Below are 20,730 nucleotides of genomic sequence, written 5' to 3'. Positions count from 1 at the left end.
TCAGAATGGCCTTTTTGGCGGGCCAATGGGCCTTCGGGCCGGTATTGGGCGAGCTCGATTACCCCGCCGGGGCTAAGCGCACGGGAAGTTTGTGAAAAAGGTTAGCCGTAGCAGGCGCGGGCCTCCCACCGAGAGTCAGACAATTCTCACTAGCCTGTTTAACCTTTGTACCAAACTTTTAACCAAGGCCAAGGTTGCTGCCGGCGATACGGTCATCGTCTCCGAGCTCTCCCGGCTGGGCCGCTCGCTGCGCGAAGTGCTGGGCCTGATTGAAGAGTTGATTCACCAGAAGCGGTGCCGGCTGATTCTGGTCAAGCAGGGCCTGGACCTGGACCCGCAGAATCACCGCGACATGACCCACAAAATCCTGCTCACCATTTTCGCCATGCTGGCCGAGCTGGAGCGGGACTTCGTTTCCGAGCGCACGAAGGAAGGCTTGCGGGCGCGGCGCGAGCAGGGCATCGTGCTGGGCAAGCCCAAGGGGGTGGTGCAGCCCTCCATGTACGACGCCGACCGCGAGCGGATTCTGCACCTGCACGCGCTGGGCGTACCGCTCACCACCATCGTGGACGTGCACCTGAAGTACGGCAAGTACCTCTCCCTGAAAAACTACCTAGCCAAACTGCAGCGGTAACCGAGCCAAAATGCCGCCCCCTAACCGGACGACTCGGAGGTTTTACCCTATTTGTTCAAAAACACCTAAATTACCTATATAATTATATTTTTTATATACTATGCGCCGTATGGGGTCTCTTTGGGAGCCAGCAGCCTATAGAAGAAAGCCTGCGGTCTGGTTGAGAAAAACGATTTCTCCAGCCAACCGCTGGCAGCTCAACAGCGCTAGCTTTCTTCTGCTTTTGCGAACCCAACTGATTCACGAAAAAACTGCGGCGATACGGCCGTATTTTTCTTGAAGAAGCGGCTGAAATAGTATTCATCCCCGAAGCCCAGCGCGAAGGCGATAGCCTTGACGGATTGACTGGTTAGGTACAGTTCGCGCTTGGCCTCCATAATGATTCGCTCCGTGATGAGTTGGCTGAGCGTCTTCTGATAATGGGACTTGACTAGGCGCGTTAGGCTTCGGGCGGGAACTCGTAACAGGTCGGCATACTCCCCGGCCGTGTGCAGGTGGCGGTAGTGCGTATTAATGGCATCTTGAAGTTGCTGCAGGAGCCAGGGCTCCCGGCCAGACGGGTTCTGCTCGGTGCCTAACGCGGGCTGTGCAGTACGAATACGGATAGCTTTCAGCAAAAAGAGCTTCAGATATAATACGATGGACTCTTGTTGTGCTACCTCTTGACGCCGTACTTCCTCTTGCATCACAGCTGCCAGGGCGGCAAATTCACGCACCGCCTCTGTTGTAACCGGGAAGAAGGGCGGCTCAAAAATTGTGTTGAACAAGATGCCATTGCTAGCTACCTCCTGCTGATGCCGGTAGATGCAGAAAAAGTCGGCATGAAAATCCAGGACCAGGCCCGCTACAGCGGTGCTGGCTTGGATAGTGTAAGGTTGGTAAGGGCCAAAACAACACAGCGTACTGCCAGCAAACAGGTAGGTGGCAAAGTTGGCGCGTATCTCGCCGCTGCCCTGCGTAAGCAGAATGAGGGAGTAATAATTATTGCGTTGTAAGTAATTAAACGGGGTGTCGTCGCTAAAGGAGTAGCTTCGAAACGCTAATTCACCCGTGTGCGGATGAGTTAGCAGGAGACAGTCAATCGCCATCGCGTGAGAAGAATAGCAGCTAGCCAACCGGACTAACTGCCCGCCAGCCCCTAAAGCGACCTATGCCCAGGCATAGGTCGCTTTAGGGGCTGGTAATTATTTGGCAGCCAAGATAGCTACTTGTTCAATGACAGGCGGCACGGCCAGCAAGTCGGCCGCATGGGCCATCAACGCAGCGGCAATAGGGCCGTTCAGATGCGCCTGCCGGCCTGCTTCATCCGGAAAGGTATCAAAGATACCGAAGGTGGCCGGCGCCAGCTGAATAGCATACCAGGTTATGGTAGCCGGCTCTTGCTGAGCCAGGGGCAGAGCGCCCGTCAAAAAATCGAGTACTGCCTGCTCTTTACCGGGCTTCGCTTCGAGCCGGACCAGCAATCCTACATTCTTCATGGAAGTGGGGGTTAGGTAAATTGATATAACAAAGGTGCTGCCTCTCTGAAAGGATTAACATGGACGGACGCAACTAGTGGCTGGACAAAAAGACCATGGCCGCTTCAAACCAGTATGTGAGCTCGTGTATCCTGGTTTAACTGGCCCCGAATGGTGCAGTGGCTGTTGCAGAACTCGGCACGATGCAAAACGTGAAGGGCTTGAGGCTTCGAGCCAGGCTAGAAAAGAACATGAGCAGGCCGTTCATCTATGCTCAGTAACTATTCTACGTAGTTGCTGAGCTGCCTTGAGAATTCTGGGGTTCTTTTGCCAAAAGGGCGGATTTACACGCTAAGCCCGGTTATCAAAGAGGGTTATAGTACTGCCTGAGAAAGACTGATTCTACGCTGTAGAGCGGGTGCGTGCTGCCTATCAACAAGGAACTCCTTTTTGATAACCTCCGATGCCCGCCAACCCGACCGACCAGCCCACCCGCGTGGCGCTCTATGCCCGCGTCTCCACCCTCGACAAAGGGCAGGCCCCGGAGACGCAGCTGCGCCCCCTGCGCGAGTACGCCCAGCGACGCGGCTTTGCCGTTGTCGATGAATACGTGGACTAGGCCTCGGGTACCAGCGAGGAATGAACTCAGTACAAACGGATGATGGCGGCGGCCAAGAACCGGTAGCTCGACGCGGTGCTGGTCCGGCGCTACGACCGCTTTGCCCGCTCGACCCAGGCGCTGGTCAACGCGCCGAAGGAATTCCAGAGCCTAGGGGTGGACTTCGTCTCCTACCAGGAAAATATCGACACCACCACGCCCACGGGCGAGTTGGTGTTCCACGTCATGGCTTCGCTGGCCCTGTTTGAGAGCACGCTCATCAGCCAGCGCGTGCGCGCCGGCATGGCCCGGGCCAAAGCCCAGGGCAAGCATGTGGCCCGGCCGCCACTGGCCCAGTCTAAGCAGGAGGCCATTGCGCAGCTTCTGCGCAATGGCTTATCCATGAATCAAGTCATCAAGCAGTTAGACCTGGCCTATGGCACCGTCTACAATTACGCCCAGAAGCTAAAAAGTGCTTACCGTGTAAATCCGCCCTTTGGGAAGAAGAACCCCTTTTAGCCATGGACTCGGAGGTTTTACCCTATTTGTTTAACAACACCCTTCCCACTGCGCCCGGCGCTCGGCGCGGATGCGGGCCAGCAGGGTGGCGCCGGTTTCGGCGGGGGCAGGGTGGGCTTCGCGCCAGGCGCGGGTGAGCTCGCCCGTGACGGCGGCGTGCAGTACCGACTGGCGGTAACGCTTCAGCAGGGCCTGGGTGCGGCGCACGGCCGCCACGCCCGCATCCAGCTTGCTGAACAGCTCCTCCAGCTTCTCCACGATGCGCCGTTGCTCGGGCAGGGGCGCAAACGGCACTGGTAGTGCTTCAATCTTAGATATGCTCAACGTGTAGAGGCCTGAGGTTGAGCTAGCCACCTGGCGGATGTTATCGCGGCCATTTTTTGACAAAAGCCAATGAAGCACATAACTACCATGCTCTGGGAATCTCAGCCGCACCTTTATTAGGTGATTTTGGTGTAAGCATGGCGTAATGCTCCCATTCCAAATAGCAACGCGGCCAATTTGATCCGGGCTGCCATTTCCCTCTACTACCAGTAGGTCGCCTTTTTCGAGTAACGTTCGGGGCAGTTCGCCTGGATATATGCCAATCGTTTCGATGTCATCCAGTCGAAGTTCATTTGCTTGAACGTTCGCAACGCGGAGGTAGGGAAGCTGCAACTCGTGCAGCCCACGTTTTGCATTCTTAGTAAGCCCCCCGCTCACCTTCCCCAACTGCGACACGGTAGTCCAAACCCAACCCTGCGGTAACTCCTGCTGCTCTTCCATTTCTTACGTTTCTACGCGGCCAGGGCCTCGTTTAATTCGGCGACCAACTGATTCAACTCCGCCCCGAACACCTGCCGGGCGCGGGCGTAGCCGCCCTGGTCCACGAAGGGCGGCAAGGTAAAGTCTTCGGCCTCCACGCTCAGGGAGGTGGCCACCTTCTCCTTCATCATCGTGAGCCAGCGCTGCTGCTCGGCCGAGAACGTGCGGCCGGCCTGCTGCTGCGCCGCCAGCCACGCCCCAAACCGCTCGTCCACGCCCAGCGGGTAGGCCGTCAGCGTCTCGGTCTGACGCAGGGCAAAGCGCACGAGGCTGATGAGGTTGGTGAGCAGGGTTTTGGGGCCGGCGCCGCGCACCCGCGCCTTTTCCAGCTGCTCGTAGGCCGCCCAGATGCCCTCGGGCGTCAGCTCCGGGTGGTCGAGGCGCAGGGCCAGGGCCAGCTCCCGAATCTGGGCAAAGGTCACGGCCCGGCGCGCGTAGGGCTGGTTGTGCAACAGCTGCAGCGCCGTGATTTCGTCCTTGTGCGCCTCGATGAAGGCCTGGAACTTGTCCACCCGCTGCCGGGCCAGGGCCTCCTGCGCGGCCTCGGGCGAGGTGCGGCTCTCGAAGCCCGCCGCCACCACCCGGTCCTGGCTAACCAGGTCGATGATGAGGTCGTGCTGGGCGTGCACCTTGGTGAGCAGCGTGCGCAGGGCCGGGTCGTCGAACAGGTGCACGGCCCGCTCGGTGAGGGCCTCCACGGCCTGCTGCCAGTGGGCGTCGGAGGGCTCGGCCAGGGCGCTGCCCGGTTCGCCGGGGGCGGGCAGGCCGGCCGCGGCGGCTTCGGTGGCGGCCACGCGCTGGGCCTCGGCTTCCTGCCGCACGGGGTCCACGGCGTCGTAGAGCCGGGCGGCGAGCTGCTGCACGGTGGCCCCGCCGGCCTGGGCCTGCACGGCGGCGCGGTCGTCGGGCGTGAGCTGGCGGTCGAGGCGGGCCAGGCGGGTGGCCAGGCTGCGCAGCTGGGCCGGGTCGTGGTTGCCCTGAGCCACGGCGTGCAGCAGCTTCTCGAAGCCCAGGCCGCCGAGGCGCTCCACGCTTTCGGTGTCCTTCTTCACCGAGTCGGTCACGCCCACCGCGTCCACAATCACGAAGCGGGTCTTGGTGCCCGCGTCGCTGGTCACCGTCTCCAGGTCGGTGGGGCTGATGACGCGGGTGCCGCGGCCCTTCATCTGGTCGAAGTACACCCGGCTGCGCACGTCGCGCAGGAAGAGCAGGCACTCCAGGGGCTTGATGTCGGTACCGGTCGAAATCATGTCCACCGTCACGGCCACCCGCGGGTTGTACTCGTTGCGGAACTTGCGAATCAGCGTGTCGGCATTCTCGTCGGAGCCGTAGGTGATTTTCTTGCAAAAGTCATTCCCCTTGCCAAACAGCTCACGCACCAGCTCCACGATTTCGTCGGCGTGGTGGTCGCTCTTGGCGAACACCAAGGTCTTGGGCACGATTTCGCGCCCCGGAAATAGCTCCGTAAACAAGCTGGATTTCCACTTCGTGAGCACCGTCCGAATCTGGTCGGGGGCCGTCACCGAGCGGTCGAGCTGCGTGCCAGAGTACACCAGGTCGTCGTCGAGCGTTTCCCAGCGACGCTTGCGGGTTTGGCGCTCCATGCGCTTCACGGCGCTGCCCTTTTCCACCCGCGAGCCCTGCGCCGTGATTTCCGTCTCGATGCGGAACACGTCGGAGCCCACGTTCACGCCGTCCACCACGGCGCGCTCGTGGCTGTACTCCATCACCAGGTTCTGGTTGAAGAAGCCAAAAGTCTGCTTGGCCGGCGTGGCCGTCAGGCCGATGAGGTGGGCGTCGAAGTACTCGAGCACCTGCTGCCACACGTTGTAGATGGAGCGGTGGCACTCGTCAATCACCACGAAGTCGTACCCCTCGGGCGGCAGGGCCGGGTTGTAGGCCACCTCGCGGGGCCGCTGCGGCGCCTCGGCGTTCAGCTCAAAGCCTGACCGCTCCTCGTTGCCCGCGTCGAACTCGACCTCGCCCCGCAGCATCGAGTACAGCCGCTGGATGGTGGTGATGGTGACCTTGCTCACCGTGTCGAGCTGGTTGCTCGTCAGGTGCTGCACGTTGTAGAGCTCCGTGAACTTGCGCCCGTCGTCCGGGGCCGTGTACTGCTGGAACTCCTGCAGGGTCTGCCGCCCCAGGTTGCCCCGGTCCACCAGAAACAGGATGCGCTTGGCCCCTGCAAACTTGATGAGCCGGTAGATGAATGATACCGCCGTAAAGGTCTTGCCCGAGCCCGTGGCCATCTGAATCAGCGCCCGAGGCCGGTCGTCCTTCAGGCTCACGTCGAGGTTGCGCAAGGCCTCAATCTGGCAGTCACGCAGCCCGGCGGTGGTCACGGCCGGCAGGGTGCGCAGCCGTGCCCGCAACGTGCCGCCCAACTGCCGGGTCCACGCGCGCAGGGTCTCGGGCCGGTGGAAGCCAAACACCGGCCGGGAGCGTGGCTCGGGGTCGCGGGCGTCGGCAAAGCGGATTTCCTGGCCGTTGGCCTCGTAGCCGAAGGGCAGCTGCTCGGCCACCCGCTGGGCATGCTTGGTGGCGCTGGCTTGGTAGCGGGCCGTCTGCTCGGCCACGGCCGTGAGGGAAGAGCCTTCTTTCTTCGCCTCGACAATGCCCACAAGCTTGCGGTCGACCAGCAGGGCGTAGTCCGCTGGCCCGGAGGCTGTGGGATATTCACGTACAGCAATGCCGATAGCAGCCCCTAGATTCAGTTGTTTATAGTCCTGCACAAGCCAGCCGGCAAGGGCAAGTTGGGCATCGATGAGCTGGCGAGCGTGCTGTTCGGGGGTGAGCATGAAATGTGGCAGAGACCAGAAAGCGAAAGTAAGGGTTTCGCCAAGCTAATCCTTGCACAAGGTCGTTTGCCAACTATCTAGTACCAATAACGCTTCAGTTAGGGTACTGGTAGATGGTTGCATTAGATGCTATTATAATAAGTTTTGTAAAGCTCGTATTGCTTTTTTGCAGTAAGAGCTGTACTTGGCGGGCTCAATTTTGAATAAAAGATTTTAAAGTACTTCGAAAACAATAGTTTGTCAGTTTCATAATCCCAAGTCCATATTGGAGTTAGATTTTTTCTGCCTGCGTCAACTATCAAACGATTCATTATTCTTTCGAACAACAAATTATTAGTTATTTTGACTGTATTGCTACATATGGCAACCATCTGTTGCAATGTGTTAAAGTCGCATTTTATAGGCTTTTCAAAATAATTAGCATACTTTGATAGCCCTAGGGCAATCGCGTTTTTAGAGCCGAATTTCCCAAACCTGTGGACGATACAATGTCTAAGTTCACATATTTCACTGAGTTGGTTTAGATTATCGGATAAGTCAGCCGGCAAGGCTGACTCTTGGACATTTACATTCAGGAAGGTTTTAATTGAAGTTAAAATGTTATGTCTCCCTGCAAAAGACAAGTCTTCAAAGAGAGCTTCAGGCAGCATATTATTGTCGTGATAAAGAACTGCTCCGTACGTAACAGGCTTTTTCTCACAATTTAAACGCGATAGCTCATCAGTTATAATTAGCCTACGAAATATTTCGCGAAAGTAACTTTCTATTGCAGACACGTAACCTAATATAATTAAGTTGCCTAAAACTTGCGATGGGGTAGAGACAAATAACTTATTGATTTCTACTGTGTTAGAAACAAAATTATCAATTGGTGATGATGACTTTTCAATATATGTCTGGTCAATTGCATTTTGTAAATCGTAAGCTACAATACCAGTGATGACTGAGTTTGCAGTCATAGGAAGTGATGTGATTCCGCTCATTACGCCAAAAATTCATCAACGATTTGTATTACTTCCTTGTAAATGCGATTAGAACGAACCTCACCTACTTGGGGAATTTTTCTTAACTCAGTTGCTGGGTCTTGTAAGGACATAAAGTCACGAACAGTATTCAGATGAATCCCTTTCACTTTTTCTTTTTGCCAATCAGTGAGTGGTAAGCTATCAACACTTATTTTTAGGCATGCTTCGAAAGCTGACTGATTTATCAATTCTTTCCCACAATTGTGACAGAATCTTTGCTCATTCGTTAACCGAAGAGTATTACATGACTGGCACGGAGGTAAGTCCAGCGAAAGACCGTTTAATTCTTCAGGACTAAGTAAACTGTTAAGCACGCGTCTCAAAGGTTGTCTACGTGACTTTGCCCTGATTTTGAATAAGATGTCTGCATAGCTGGTCCCGTGGCCTTGCGAGAATGATCTGTTCTGAATAAGAAATAAAATATGCGGTATATACCGACGGTATTCCCTTGCCTCTCCTGTTCCTTCTAAACCATGTTTAACGGAAACATCCTCATACAATAAACCAGCTTCGATTAGAAAGCGGAGCATTCTGTCAGCCAGTTTATGATTTGATATACTTTCGGAAGATATGCCTATCAATATGTTCTTTGAGTCGACTAGGTTTTTATTGTCTTCTTTTATTGAATTTACTATATTCTTAAAAAGTCTATTGCCCGTTTCTATGACTTTTTTATATTGAACCAGCTTTTGAGCAATTGATAAATACTCACTGTCTATGAATTTGGCTTGCTGTTCAATTACAGCATTGTACTTTGATTGGGTGTTTTTATTGGAATTTGCCTTGTAATTTCTCAGCAAACTGATAAAAGCACGCGGTACTCCAAATGAAGCGTACTTAAAAAGTTCTAATACCTCAGTATTAACACCTTCTTTATATTGAACAAACCTCTTTTCAATGAGACTGTCCATAAAGGTTGAATATGTATCGCTCTCAATACTTAGCCAACATTGAACCATCTCTGCGTCATGACCCACATGGAAACGTGGCCCATATTGAGTTGTGCCTGGGTAAACAGATGCTTTTGGGCTGATTGTTTTCGTTTTAAGGCTACGTACAATATCGAAAAACTCCACTAAATATTCAGGAGTTAATGACAAAGCTGCATCATCTAGCATTAACACAACTCTTGACCTTTTCAGAGTACTCGCTAGATTTTCAAGTGTATTAGTAACCTTGGATATGCTTAATAGCGAAATAAGTGCATCATCATGTAACTGAGAGGCTCTTAGTTTTTCTGCTTTTTCAACAAAGGCATCAATATCAGCCTTTACTAAATATGAATTATTTAACTTAAATAAGGAAAGGTCAATACCAAATTCTTCAGCAGCTGTAAAACAGCCTTGAAGGATTTTGCTCAATACCCAAGTGTGAAAAATCTGAATTGCATTTGGGACTTTTGTTAAAAAAGGTTCTAAGTGATAATATTTGCTAAAAGATACAAAAACGGATAAAGGCTTGTTGGCATCCTTAATGCATTTTAGATGAACAATCTTCATCTGATGCGTTTTGCCAGTGCCCCTTGGACCAACAAGAAGCTTCGTTCCAGTTGAAAGAAGCTTCTGCTGTATGAAAGCAAAATGTTCATTTTCGACGTTCCATATCTCTAGGTCCGTTTCATCAATATAGTCCGACCTTTCCTCAAATTCCTTTTCCTCGAATAGGGAAGTTGGTTCGTTTGCTTCTGGCATTTTATTGAAGAGTAAAAAGACGATTAAATAATTGTCTTAGGGTGTGACTTGGTATATATGCTAGAGCTGGATGTGAAATAATGATTCAGCATTCAATGGCTTATTGGTATTTGAGTTAAAAGAGCCTACCGCTTTCTTTACAGGACCATCTGAGCTGGCGTATGTATAAGTTCTAACAGAGGCTTTTTTACCGAGTACAGTAAACCCAGTATTTTCTAAAAAGACGCTTAGAGACTGTATAGTAATAAAAGTTGCACAAGTTCCTCCATGACTTTCTTTGAAAGAAGCCCAATTATCAATCAAACATCTGTAAACTAAGTACGCATCATTTTTAGAGACACACTCAATCATAAAAAGGCATTCTGATATCACAAATTCACTTTCGCTTTCTAATAGAACAATTTTCTCAACTTTAGGCCTGCCTACCCTTGGTAACAATATGCCTGGCCCCCTAAATCTCTCTAGGTTATTGCCAGCAAACCTGAATAGTCCTACAATTTTATTGTTCTGTAAGTTAGTAGTATGGATAAACGGTAATCCGTTTTGTGTATTTTCTATATTCGGATTATTGTTTGGTATGCGTCCCCTTTGTATACTTACAGTACTTGAATCAGCTTTAAAAATGCGCTTTAAAGGACTGCTTGATACATCAGGCTTGTGGTAAGTCGAGTAACCTGCTGTGAGTCTTATTATTGCTGTACGTGGCGAACACTTTGCGAACCCTCCATTTGCGTAGGTTTCAATTACTTCAAATCCATAATACCTTCTGAGCAAGTCTCGAGCAATTTCGTCCTTTTCGCCTTGAATAAGGCCATAAGGAACAATTGCCACTAGCTGTCCGCCTTCTTGTAAATAAGCTGCGGCAGAGACGATGAATGCTAATGCAGGGCTACAGTGGGTTTTTGTGCCGCCTATATTAGTCCATCGCATGGTGCCACCCCTGCAAGAAAAGGGCGGGTTTAAAATTATTAATGGGAAAGACTTTTCGCGCTCTTTAAGCACCGTCAAATTTTGTCTTTCATCATTGTCAAGAAAATCCGCGCAAGCAACGAGCCAACTTGGCTGATTCTCTGTGAGCAACTCGATGACATGGTGGTCAATGTCAATGGCAACGCATTGTGTATCAGGCCATCTTTTAATAGCCGCTTTTAGCAGTTCCCCATCCCCTGCAGCAAAATCTCCAACTAGTAATGGATTCTCAATTGTGACAGCCTCAATAAGCTCGGCAGCAAGCTTAGGCGGAGTAAAATACTGGTCTAGTGCTTTTGAAGCAGGAGTCATTCATCTAATTTATTGCACGAAACTAAGGCGGTCCCGCTATTCTACAATGCTAGGCAAGATACAACTTGTCTATGGTTTAAAGTCCTAACTTCTGTGCCGCGTTGTGCTGGCGCACATTGTCCAGGCGGGTATAGCGCCGTATCATCTCGCTCGTCTTGTGCTTGGTTTGGTTCATGACCTCGCTATCATCCGCCCCGTTGAGCTTGGCTACTGTCACAAAGGAAGCCCTTAGGGAGTGGGCCGTAAACTTAGGGCCCAGGTGCCGCTGCACGATTTTGTTAAGGTGCACGTCAGTCAGGCGGCGGTCGGTAAGCCTGCTGCCCTTGCGGAATGAGACCAGAATGGGTCCCGACATGCGTTCCAAAAGCCGTAGCCAAGCCTGCAGCGTGCGAATCGGGCATAGGGCGGGGTCCGGCGAATAGAAAATGGCCTTTTCTTCTGCTTCCCCCAGCTGGTTAGTCTTGCTGCGTTTCAGGTTGATGGTGAGTCCGTCCTCGGAGAACGTCAAGTCGTCCAAGTCCAGCGCCGACAGCTCCGACCGCCGGAAGGCGCCGGTAAAGCCCAGCAGCAGGATGACCTTATCGCGCAAGCCTGCTGGTGTCGAAGCATCGAGGTGCTTGATGATGCGCTTGAAGCTGGCCAGGGAAAAAGCCGGAGCCTGCTTTTGCCGGACACCCTTCAGTCGGCTGATGCCTTCCAGGAGTACCTTGAACTTCTTGTCGTCCGTAGGCGAGGCCAGGTCGCGCAGCGCGTGGGCCTTGCTGATGGCCGCGCAGCTACGCTGAATAGTCGATACCTTTTTGCCGGCTTCGGCCAGATGGGTCACAAAGCCCGCGAGCGTCTCCACCGAAGCCGGCAGCGCGACCTGTCCGTGCGCGGTGCACCATTCGGTGAAGCGGCGCCAGTCCCCGGCGTAGGCCCGGGCCGTGTTGGGAGCGCCTTGTAGGCCGGCTTCCACATACCGAGACGTGTGCTCGGTCAGGTGCGCCAGGCCGGCGGAGGTGGGCGAAGTGGTAACGGCAGGAACGGAGCTCACAGCAGCCTATATAATAAGGATTAGAAACGCAGGAAATGGGCGGTTCTCAAAAGTAGTAAATAAGGTATGATAACTAAGACTTATCATACCTTATTTGAAAAACATAGGTAGTGTTAAGACTTCCTTATCGATACCTATTATATGACAAGCTAAGGTGATGCGCTTAGTATCCTTTAGACATCATAAGTGAAGGTTATCATAACTTAAAATATTTACCGGAGACTGCTACAGCAGGACTCTCCAGTCAGTTGGTGAAGTCCCGGAGGCGCGAACAGAAAGGATGGCAATGGCACGTAGCGCCCGACTAGATTCCCGAAAGGATAGAAATGGTAAGCCAAAACGGCCGGCTTAGGTTGACAGGATAGAAATGGTAAGCGTTTTAAGCCACTGGGGCTACTATTGGCGATTAGAGGAGAGCAGTTCGGGCGAGCATTCCGCACGTTGACGTACCATTTCTATCCTTTTACACGCCCTTGTAAATTCTACGTCCTTGCCTAAAAAGTGCCTATTAGAGCAGTAGGCAGCATTTTATTTAGCTAAATGAAAGCATTCCACAGTTAAACTTCGTGTACGCCAAGGCTGGATACACGAAGTGAACACAATGCCGAATGTGACAATTTTGCTTATAAATTGTTGTATATCAGACAAATAATCCATGAAGCTTAAAGAGGCCGGAGGGGAATCTAGCAAATGAAGCCATAAGTCAGCATTTGCGGTAGCCGAGTACCTTACGGTTTCAGCTTCGCCTTGCTCACTTTACTCCGGTCAATTCAGTCCCGTCCATCTATGCTAGACTTTCGTGCGTCACGCAGATTTTATCACCATCTGGTGCTGGGTCTGCTCAGCCTGCTGCTGCTCGGCGGGCTGTACTACGCGGTAGAATCCCCCGACGTCAAGTACAAGTGGAGCATGAGCACGGCTTATGTTTCCCTCTTGCTGCTGGGGGCCACCTTGCTCACCGGCCCGCTCAATGTGTTGCGTCGCCAGCGCAACCCCGTTTCCACCGACCTGCGCCGCGACATCGGCATCTGGAGCGGCCTCGTGGGCCTAGCGCACGTGGCCATTGGCTGGCAGGTGCACATGGGCAACATGCTGCTCTACTTCTTCGAGGAAGACAAAGCCACTAAGGCGTTGTCGCTGCGGGCCGACCTGTTTGGGTTTGCCAACTACGTGGGGCTGGCCGGCGGCCTGATTTTGGTAATGCTGCTGGCCTTGTCCAACGACCTGTCCCTGCGCCGGCTCAAGGCTCCGCGCTGGAAGTACTGGCAGCGCTGGAACTACTTGTTTTATGGCTTAGTGGTCGTGCACGGGATTTCCTACCAAATCATCGAGAGCCGCAAGCTGCCCTACCCGTTGTTGCTGGCCGCGCTTATTCTGCCCGTGGTGGTCGTCCAGCTCCTGGGCTTCTCCCACTATCGAAAGAATCGTTTCGAATGGCAAAGAAAGGCGTCATAGAGAGGCAGAAGCGACTGTAAGCCAGAATTTTATTTGCCCGGCCAGTGGTTTCGGCAGCGGGAAATTATGCAAGCAAATAGGTTGGAAGGTGTAAAAACCAACGGCAATGCGGCGGCGTTTATCAGGCAGGAAGTTTTTTCTCCACTTACTCCCCACCCATGAACCGTTTATTCCGTTTGCCCTTCTTTGCCCTGCTGGTCTTCAGCGCTCTGTTCACGGCCTGTAAGATGGACCACGACATGGACGACATGAAGCATGATAGTCCGTACATGAAAATCATGATGGACATGATGAGCCAGATGGACACGCAGGTCAAAACCCAGGACCCCGACCACGACTACGCCACGCAGATGGTAATGCACCACGAAGCTGCCATCAAGATGGCCGAAGAGGAACTGCGCACGGGCAGCAACCAGGAAATGAAGACCACGGCCCAGGACATCATCACCAAGCAGCGAGCCGAAATCGGGCAGTTCAACGCCTTCACCGCTGGCCACCAGCCCATGCAGCCCTTGGTGCCACAGTTTAACACCGTGCAGAAAACCAACATGGATAAGATGATGAAGGCTAGTGACGCACGCACCATAACGATGCGGGCCGACTACGATTTCGCCCAGCTCATGGTGGACCATCACCAAGCTGCCATCGACAACTCGGAGGCCTTGCTGCAGTACGGCCGCGACAACACCACGAAGACCCTGGCCCAAAACATCATCACCGACCAGCGTCAGGAGATTGCCGCCCTGCAAAACTGGCTGACCCGCAACCGCTAATTGGGGTTTTAATCTCTGTAAAAAGGCAGCTCTTGCGGAGCTGCCTTTTTTGTTTCAAGCGACCGGTAAGTGGCTAAATGGACTATCAGATGGCTACTTCCATGGCAATGTTTACCATGCGCCCATTGCGTATTTTCCGTTACTTTCTATATCCTTGCATCGCCGCCGTCCTGGTGCTTGCCGGGTGCCGGTCAGCCGCAGTTGTCCCTTCTTTTCCCGCTTCTGCCGGGTACCACCACCCGCCCCGGGCCCCGCGCGCAGACACGGCGACGGCCGTCACCGTCCCCGAGCACCCCACCACCCCGCCGCAGCGGATTAAAGCGGATGTGCCGCCTCCCGTCGTAGGCGCGCCGGCCCACGCGCCCCGGGAGATACACGAGCCAACGGGCGAGCCAAGCGGGAAGTATGCCCACGCAGCGCCCAGAGATACCGTGCGCAGGGCAACCCAGCCGACGCCCCTGCGCGGGCTACGCCGGCAATTCCCCACCAAACTATTCAGCGCCCAAACGCTGGTGCATTACACCCTGCACTTTCTGTTCCCGGCCGTGCTGGCGCTGGTGTTGTTCCCCGGGATGTGGCAAGCCGCCTACCTGCTGATGCTGGCCACGATGCTCATGGACGTGGACCACCTGCTGGCCAAACCCCTCTTCGACCCGCTGCGCTGCAGCATTGGGTACCACCCGCTGCACTCTTTCTATGCCATCCCGGTGTATGCGCTGCTGCTGCTGCTGCCGGCAGCACAACCGGTCGCCGTGGGCTTGCTCTTCCACCTGATTACGGATACGATAGACTGCCTGTGGAATTTCAGCCACTGCCACGAGTGCTACCTCCGTTCCCGTATTCATGCCTTGCGCAACTGGGTACGGAAGCTACTGGGCCGGGAGGTGGTCGAGTGAACGGACCTTCCCGCGGGTGCCGCGACTTTCCGCTATGCCGCAATAACGTGTCGGCATCTTTTAGTCGGGAGCCGTGGCCGCGTGTAGCAACGCGGCCCAGCGGGCTTCGGCACCGCAGCGGGCCGCGTACTGGAGCAGCACCGGCTGGCTAAAGCCTTGACGGGCGAGCAGAACCGACAATGCTGCCGCGAGGGCGGCATCCGAAGTAGCCGGGGCTAGTTCAGGAATCAGGGCGGCGTCGACGAGCATTTTTTCCAGGCGCGCCGTGGGCACTCCCCGCACCTGCCGGACGGGGGATAGCGGCTGCCAGGCCCGTACCACCACTGGGTCTGGGGATGGGGAAGAAACCGCGAGCACGCGCCCGGCCTGATTAAGCTCGGCCCAGCGCACTTCCACCACCAGTAGGGACGGCAGAACCGGCAGCAGGGGCTGCAGCCACCGGGTAGACCACAGGCAACCCAGCGGCAAGGCCATCGCGGCCTGCAGCTGCTGCCACACGGCCAGCCACTCGGGCAGTAAAACCGGTTTCAGAAAGCCTCCGGTGGTGGGCGGCTCAAACGAGAGCAGACCGGGGCCCGCCTCGTTCAGCAGCTGGCTTCGCAGCAATCCCTGCCGGACCGCCGGCCAGGCATCGGCCGTTACTATGGGCACCGCCTCCTGGAAAAAGTTCAGCAGCTCCCCTTCCGAAACCTGATTACGGCCACGAAAGTAGCCGCGCAGCCGGGGCCACGCCCGCAGCACTTGGTCCATCGGGGCAGTGGCTGGTTTCATGCGCGGTGGGGATGATTGCCCCCGCGAAGATACCGTTTACCATTTCACGGCCGCCGTCACAAAGAAGCTGCGCCCATCGGAGGGCAGGATGCCCGGACCGGGGTAGCCGGTGGCGCGGCGGGTGAAGTAGATGGCGTTGGCTAGGTTATTCACGCTGCCTTCCAGCTTGAGCCAGCGCCGCTCCCACGACACCGAGGCATCGAGCACGGTATAAGCCGGAATGCGGCCTACCACGGCCGACACGCCGCCCAGCTCAGCCTTGGTGGCGTCGGTATACTGCTTGGACAAGTAGGTGGCCTGCAGCGAGCCTTTGAAAGGGCCAAACCCCACGCGGGTACCAGCCTTGAGGTTGACATCCGGCACGAACTCGACCGGGTTGCCTTTCACGCCCGCAATGTCGCTTTGCGTGTAGCGCCCCCGAATCAGGGCGAGGTTGCCAAAAGTGGCCAGCGACCAGCGGCCGGGCTCGGCCGTGGGGAACAGGGCCCGCAGCAGGTCGACTTCGGCGTAGGACTCCACGCCCAGAATCAGGGCCCGGCCCACATTGCTGCGGCGGCGCAGCACCCGGTCGGCGGCGTCGTAGGTCTGCACTTCGCCGATACGGTTGCCGTACTGCAGGGCAAATAAACTCACGTCGTAGGTCAGCCACTGCCCCTGCTCGCCGCGCAGACCCAGGTCGGCGGAGTAGCCGCGCTCGTCCTGCAAATTGGGGTCGATGACGGCCGAGGGGTTGGCAATGCGCATGTCCGAGAACGTGATGGAGCGGTAGTTCTGCGAGATGTTGCCGTAGAGCTCCCGCGTTTCCACGGGCTTGTAGCTCACGCCGATGCCGCCCAGCACGAAGCCGCGCGGGCTGAGCCGCTCCTCATTCTTTTGGGTGATGGCGTCGATGTTACCGGCGTTGTCGCGAATCACGTTGCCGTAGGTGCCCTGCGATTTCGTGCGGATGTACTCGTAGCGTATGCCGGGCGTCACCGACACCTTGTCGCTGAGGTAGAAGATGTTCTCGGCGAAGACAGCCACGTTCTGGTTGGGAAACTCGAAGTCCGAGAAGCCGTTGGCGAACGTCACCCCTTCCGGGCCCACGAAGCGGAAGTCGGCACCCCGGCCCGTGGGGCCAAACCCCTGCACGCTGTGGTTGTAGCCGTGGTAGTAGCGCGTGCCCAGCAGCAACACGCCGCTTTTGCTGCCCAGCGCGTAGCGGTTCAGGTAGCGGGCTTCCACGCCGTAGTTCTGAAACTCGCCGGTAATCAGGTCGCGCAGGTAGGTATCGTTGTCGGGCAGGGCCACCTGGTTGGGCCGAAAGCCCAGGGACTTGCGCGTGGCCCGTAGCCCGAAAGCCAGCACGTTGATATTGGATTGGGGGCTGAGCTTCCAGTCGGCCGAGGCGTTGAACAGGTTCCAGTCCACGGCAAACCAGTTGCGCTCCCGGTTGCTCTGGCGCGCATTCTGGGCGTATTGCGCGTCGCTCAGGCCGCCCGGCTGCTGGGCCAGGTAGTCCATGTGGGTGACCTGGGCGCCGACTTTGAAGTTCTCCGTGAACTGGTAGCGCACGTTGGCGTAGGCCGTCTTGGAGTCGAAGTGGGAGTTGGGGCGCCAGCCGTCGCCGCGCTTGTACTGGGCAAAGGCGTAGTAGCTCAGCTTCTTGACCGTGCCGCTCACGCTGTTAAAGGAGTTGAAAAAACCGTAGGAGCCCACCGTCTGCCGCGAGACTACCGAGACGGTTTTGTCGGGTTCGGGGGCGCGCAGCTCGAAGTTGAGCAGGCCGCCGAACTGCGTGCCGTACTGCAGCGAGGCCGCCCCGCGCACCAGCTGAATGCGCTTGATGGCTTCCACGGGCGGCGTGTAGTAGCTTTCCGGGTAGCCCAGCGCGTCGGCCGAGATGTCGTAGTTGTTCTGGCGCACGTTGAAGTTGCTGGTGCGGTTGGGGTCCAGGCCCCGGCCCCCGATGCTGAGCTGCAGGCCGCCCTGGTCGCTTTCCCAGATGTTAAGGCCGGCCACGCGGCTGTACACCTGCCGGGCGTTGTTGGTGGCCAGGTTGGCCACCAGGTTATCGGGCACGATGACGTCGGACTTTTTAGCTGCGAAGATGGCCGTTCCCTCCACCTCACGCAGACGCTGCGGCCCGAAGCGGCTCTGCGGGGCAGCCACCACCACTTCCTGCAGCTGCCGCTGCCGCCGGGTCAGGGTGAAGTCGACGATGCCGCCGTCCACCGGCACGTCCACTTCGGTCCTGAAGGGCTCGTGGCCAATGGAGGAAAACTGCAGCTGCTGGCGTCCGGCCGGGAGTTTAGCGATGGTGAACAGGCCGGCCGAGTCGGTGCGGGCAATCTGGCGGGAGCCGCGCACGTACACTTCGCAGCCTACCACGGGCTGGTTGGTATCCGCCTCGCGCACCCGGCCCTGCAGGCTGGCCTGCTGGGCCAGGGCCGAAAAGGAGGTAAGCACACTCACTGCCAGGGCAACGCTATAAACCGGAAATCTCATCGTCAAAGGGTAAAATCCAGGACTTGGGCCGTAGGTCATCAGACGCCTGGGCCAGGTCCACAGTGGGGTCAATGAAGCTTTTGCCCAGGCGGCCGTTCAGGCTCACGTAGGCATCGGCGTAAACTTTGGGCTGGTGCACGCCGCGGCGGGCGTAATAGGCGCGCAGGTAATGGGCAAACTGCACTAGCATGTCGGGCTGCGTGCTCATCATCTTTTCTTGCAGCACGCTCAGGTGCTCGTCGTTGTTGACGAGCCGGGCCCAGCCGGTCTGGCTATCAACCACCTTGAACTGCACCTGCCCCATCTTTTCCATCAGCATCACCCGCCAGGAAAAGCGGTAACCTTCCTCGGTCCAGAATAGCTCGCGCGGGTAGAGCAGGTAGCGAAAAGGCAACAGCAGTTGCACCACGAAAAAAGTGCCCAGCACCAGCAGCAGGGCCTGCTTGGTGCGCGGCGCGTACACCAGCGGCTGGGCAAGCCGGGGCGCCACCGGCGTGCGCAGCACCCAGCGCCGCAGCCGGGCCAGGGCCCGTACGTGCGCATCGGCCGGGAAAAATACCAGCGCCGCCACTATCATCACGTAGGGGAACATGCCGATGGGAAACAGCACGGCTGTGAGCACGTGAAACACCACTACGGCGGCGTAGGCCCAGGCCCGGGTGGAGCGGTAGAGCAGAAAGAAGGGCACCGTGAGGTCATAAAACGCGCCAAACCAACTGAAGGCGTAAGCCACCCACACGTGGTTGAACAGCGGCCCGACCAGCCACAAGTCGTTTTTGGCCGGCAGCCAGATGCGTAGCGGCATGGCGTGCAGCAGCCAGTCGGAGTTGAGCTTGGCCAGGCCGGCGTAGCAGTACACGATGCCCACGAGCAGGCGCAGCGCGTCCACCGTCCAGCGGGGTACCTGGCTGCGGAAGTGCGCCGGGTTGCGGTGTGCATCCACGGAAAAATACCGGCCGGCGGGCAGCAGCACGAGCAGAAAAGCCGCCAAACTCACGAAGTAGTAGTGGTTGAGATAGGTGCTCTTGTCCATGAGCTCGATGTAAGTAAAGCTCAAAAACAAGCCCACCGCCGCCGTGCGATACCACCAGCCCAGGGCCACCAGCAAGGCGCACACCCCGCAGACCACGAACAGCCCGTACGTGTAGGAGCCCAGGGGCTTTACCCACTCCAGCCCGTAGTAGGGAAAAAAGAACTTCGGCTTCAGATACAGCTCCGCAATCCAGCCCTTGGCCCAGAAGCGCACCACGCTGGCTAGCACCAAAACGCCAAAGGCCACGCGGAACGTGGCCAGTGGAGCGGCAGAAGTATCAGCCAGAAAGTAGCGCCGGAGCTCTTCCCCCATTAGTCGCCGTCGTTGTCGACGTAGGTCACGGTGACGCCCAGGGCCGAGGTCATGTCCACCTTAATCAGGCGCACGGCCTTCTGCATCTCATTATAAGACGTAACGGCATCGGCGTTGCGGGCCGTAATGGTGGTGAACAAATCAGGACCCAGCGAGCTGAGCTGCTGGAAGGAGACGCCGAACTGCGCGTTGATGATGCTGGTCAGGCTCTGGCCCGTGCGGCTGTCCTTGGCACCGAGCGCATCGAGGTAGCTTTTGAGTGAGGGCCGGCCCGCGCGGCCGTTGAAGAATTGCTGCACCGTGGTGTGGGCCGTGGTGGCCAGCTGCAGCGGGAGGGCGCCTTTTAGGTAGTAGGCCTCAATCTTTTCGGGCCGGGGCGTGCCGCTCATCGTGCCGGCCGGAATGCCCACCTTGCCGGCGCGCAGGTAGCGCTCAAAGTAAAGCGAGTAGGCATTGATAACCCGCGAAAGGGAGCTGCTGGCGTCGGTGCCGGCGTTGTTGACGAACGTGTCGCGGTAGGAGCCGGTCCACTGCGAATACACGGTGCCGAAAGTCTGGTCCATCTTGGCCACCACGTCGGTCAGGTAGCGGCGGTGGTTGGCCGAGGACACGTACTGCTGCACGATGGCCGCGTCGCTGCCGGCGACGCCGTTGAGCAGGTAGTCCAGCGTGGGGAAGCCCTGCTGCGGAATGGCCGTGGCCACCTCGAAGTCGTAGCTGCCGGTTGTGATGTTGCGGTTGATGCCGGTCACGTCGGCCGGGTAGATGTTGAAGTGGTTGCGCAGGCTCACCGACTCGGCGGGGCCGAACTCAAACAGCTCCACTTTCTGCCATTCCAGGTAGGCCGCCTGCCAGGCCTGGCGGGCCTCCACGAGCGTGGCCGTGGTCGGGGCTGCCGTAAAGGCCGTGGTCTTGGTTTTGAGGGCCGCGAGCTTGTCGTTGAAGCGCTGGTAGCCGGGCTTCACCAAGCTGTCGGCCCACTGCGTGAGCAGGGCCTTGCGGTCCAGGGACGTATCCGGGGTGGGCGCGTCATCGCCCGTAGTCTTCTGGCAGCTAAAGATGCCAACCGCCGTGAAGAGCAGCAGCAGGGCAAACAAAACGGTCTTTTTCATCGGGGCAATTTTTCGTGGCGAAGGCCAACGGACCACGCCGCCGGA

General features: G+C 56.5%; 16 protein-coding genes and 1 pseudogene. 5 read left to right on the top strand and 12 right to left on the bottom strand.

The window, feature by feature from the left end; translation table 11 throughout:
* Positions 1-91 precede the first annotated feature (91 nt).
* Complete coding sequence (locus JAO73_RS19730) at positions 92-634, top strand: recombinase family protein (protein WP_198978999.1); 543 nt, start codon at positions 92-94, stop codon at positions 632-634.
* Between the two features lie 206 nt (positions 635-840).
* On the opposite strand, the gene JAO73_RS19725 is transcribed toward JAO73_RS19730, so the two are convergent.
* Together JAO73_RS19725 and JAO73_RS19720 are read right to left on the bottom strand one after the other, a co-directional pair.
* Complete coding sequence (locus JAO73_RS19725; protein WP_140467141.1) at positions 841-1,722, bottom strand: helix-turn-helix domain-containing protein; 882 nt, start codon at positions 1,720-1,722, stop codon at positions 841-843.
* Positions 1,723-1,818: 96 nt separating this feature from the next.
* Positions 1,819-2,112 carry a putative quinol monooxygenase gene (locus tag JAO73_RS19720; RefSeq protein ID WP_019949546.1) on the bottom strand — a complete coding sequence of 98 codons (294 nt, stop codon included), beginning with the start codon at positions 2,110-2,112 and terminating at the stop codon, positions 1,819-1,821.
* Positions 2,113-2,554: 442 nt separating this feature from the next.
* Between JAO73_RS19720 and JAO73_RS23530 the strand changes: the two are divergent.
* Positions 2,555-3,208, top strand: a pseudogene (locus JAO73_RS23530) (recombinase family protein).
* 30 nt (positions 3,209-3,238) lie between these two features.
* Here the strand turns inward: JAO73_RS23530 and JAO73_RS19710 are convergent.
* The 6 genes from JAO73_RS19710 to JAO73_RS19685 all read right to left on the bottom strand — a co-directional run bounded on the left by JAO73_RS19710 (position 3,239) and on the right by JAO73_RS19685 (position 11,846).
* Positions 3,239-3,973, bottom strand: coding sequence for a restriction endonuclease subunit S (locus JAO73_RS19710; protein WP_198978998.1), 735 nt, complete (start codon positions 3,971-3,973; stop codon positions 3,239-3,241).
* Positions 3,974-3,984: 11 nt separating this feature from the next.
* A complete protein-coding gene (locus JAO73_RS19705; protein WP_198978997.1) occupies positions 3,985-6,813 on the bottom strand; it encodes a type I restriction endonuclease subunit R in 2,829 nt (942 codons plus the stop codon).
* Positions 6,814-6,935: 122 nt separating this feature from the next.
* Positions 6,936-7,772 (bottom strand): hypothetical protein, encoded by an 837-nt coding sequence (locus JAO73_RS19700; RefSeq protein WP_198978996.1) that lies wholly within the window; start codon positions 7,770-7,772, stop codon positions 6,936-6,938.
* 23 nt (positions 7,773-7,795) lie between these two features.
* A complete protein-coding gene (locus tag JAO73_RS19695) occupies positions 7,796-9,529 on the bottom strand; it encodes a hypothetical protein (RefSeq protein WP_198978995.1) in 1,734 nt (577 codons plus the stop codon).
* Positions 9,530-9,589: 60 nt separating this feature from the next.
* Positions 9,590-10,810: a methyltransferase gene (locus JAO73_RS19690; protein WP_198978994.1), complete on the bottom strand. Its 1,221-nt coding sequence runs from the start codon at positions 10,808-10,810 to the stop codon at positions 9,590-9,592.
* A 76-nt stretch (positions 10,811-10,886) separates the two neighbouring features.
* Positions 10,887-11,846, bottom strand: coding sequence for a site-specific integrase (locus tag JAO73_RS19685; RefSeq protein ID WP_317191256.1), 960 nt, complete (start codon positions 11,844-11,846; stop codon positions 10,887-10,889).
* Between the two features lie 828 nt (positions 11,847-12,674).
* Between JAO73_RS19685 and JAO73_RS19680 the strand changes: the two genes are divergently transcribed.
* From JAO73_RS19680 to JAO73_RS19670, 3 genes are all read left to right on the top strand, one after another.
* On the top strand, positions 12,675-13,301 hold the full coding sequence (locus tag JAO73_RS19680) for a ferric reductase-like transmembrane domain-containing protein (protein WP_198978993.1): 627 nt from the start codon (positions 12,675-12,677) through the stop codon (positions 13,299-13,301).
* Positions 13,302-13,459: 158 nt separating this feature from the next.
* The gene (locus tag JAO73_RS19675; protein WP_198978992.1) at positions 13,460-14,074 is read left to right on the top strand and encodes a DUF305 domain-containing protein; all 615 of its coding nucleotides are present in this window, start codon (positions 13,460-13,462) and stop codon (positions 14,072-14,074) included.
* A gap of 431 nt (positions 14,075-14,505) precedes the next feature.
* Positions 14,506-14,970: a DUF6122 family protein gene (locus JAO73_RS19670; protein ID WP_198978991.1), complete on the top strand. Its 465-nt coding sequence runs from the start codon at positions 14,506-14,508 to the stop codon at positions 14,968-14,970.
* 60 nt (positions 14,971-15,030) lie between these two features.
* Here the strand turns inward: JAO73_RS19670 and JAO73_RS19665 are convergent, their stop codons facing one another.
* From JAO73_RS19665 to JAO73_RS19650, 4 genes are read right to left on the bottom strand one after another with little or no spacing between them, the layout of a single operon-like run.
* Positions 15,031-15,741 carry a DUF6577 family protein gene (locus tag JAO73_RS19665; RefSeq protein ID WP_198978990.1) on the bottom strand — a complete coding sequence of 237 codons (711 nt, stop codon included), beginning with the start codon at positions 15,739-15,741 and terminating at the stop codon, positions 15,031-15,033.
* A 36-nt stretch (positions 15,742-15,777) separates the two neighbouring features.
* Entirely contained in the window at positions 15,778-18,189 is a 2,412-nt protein-coding gene (locus tag JAO73_RS19660; RefSeq protein ID WP_317191255.1) for a TonB-dependent receptor domain-containing protein, read from the bottom strand.
* A gap of 19 nt (positions 18,190-18,208) precedes the next feature.
* Positions 18,209-19,573, bottom strand: coding sequence for an HTTM domain-containing protein (locus JAO73_RS19655; protein ID WP_198978988.1), 1,365 nt, complete (start codon positions 19,571-19,573; stop codon positions 18,209-18,211).
* Positions 19,573-20,685, bottom strand: a complete 1,113-nt coding sequence (locus tag JAO73_RS19650; protein WP_198978987.1) for an imelysin family protein — start codon at positions 20,683-20,685, stop codon at positions 19,573-19,575. Before JAO73_RS19650 ends, JAO73_RS19655 begins: the two co-directional genes overlap by 1 nt.
* Positions 20,686-20,730: the final 45 nt, after the last annotated feature.

Source organism: Hymenobacter miniatus (assembly GCF_016427455.1).
Lineage (GTDB): Bacteria > Bacteroidota > Bacteroidia > Cytophagales > Hymenobacteraceae > Hymenobacter > Hymenobacter armeniacus.
This window is presented reverse-complemented; position numbering and strand designations above follow the sequence as displayed.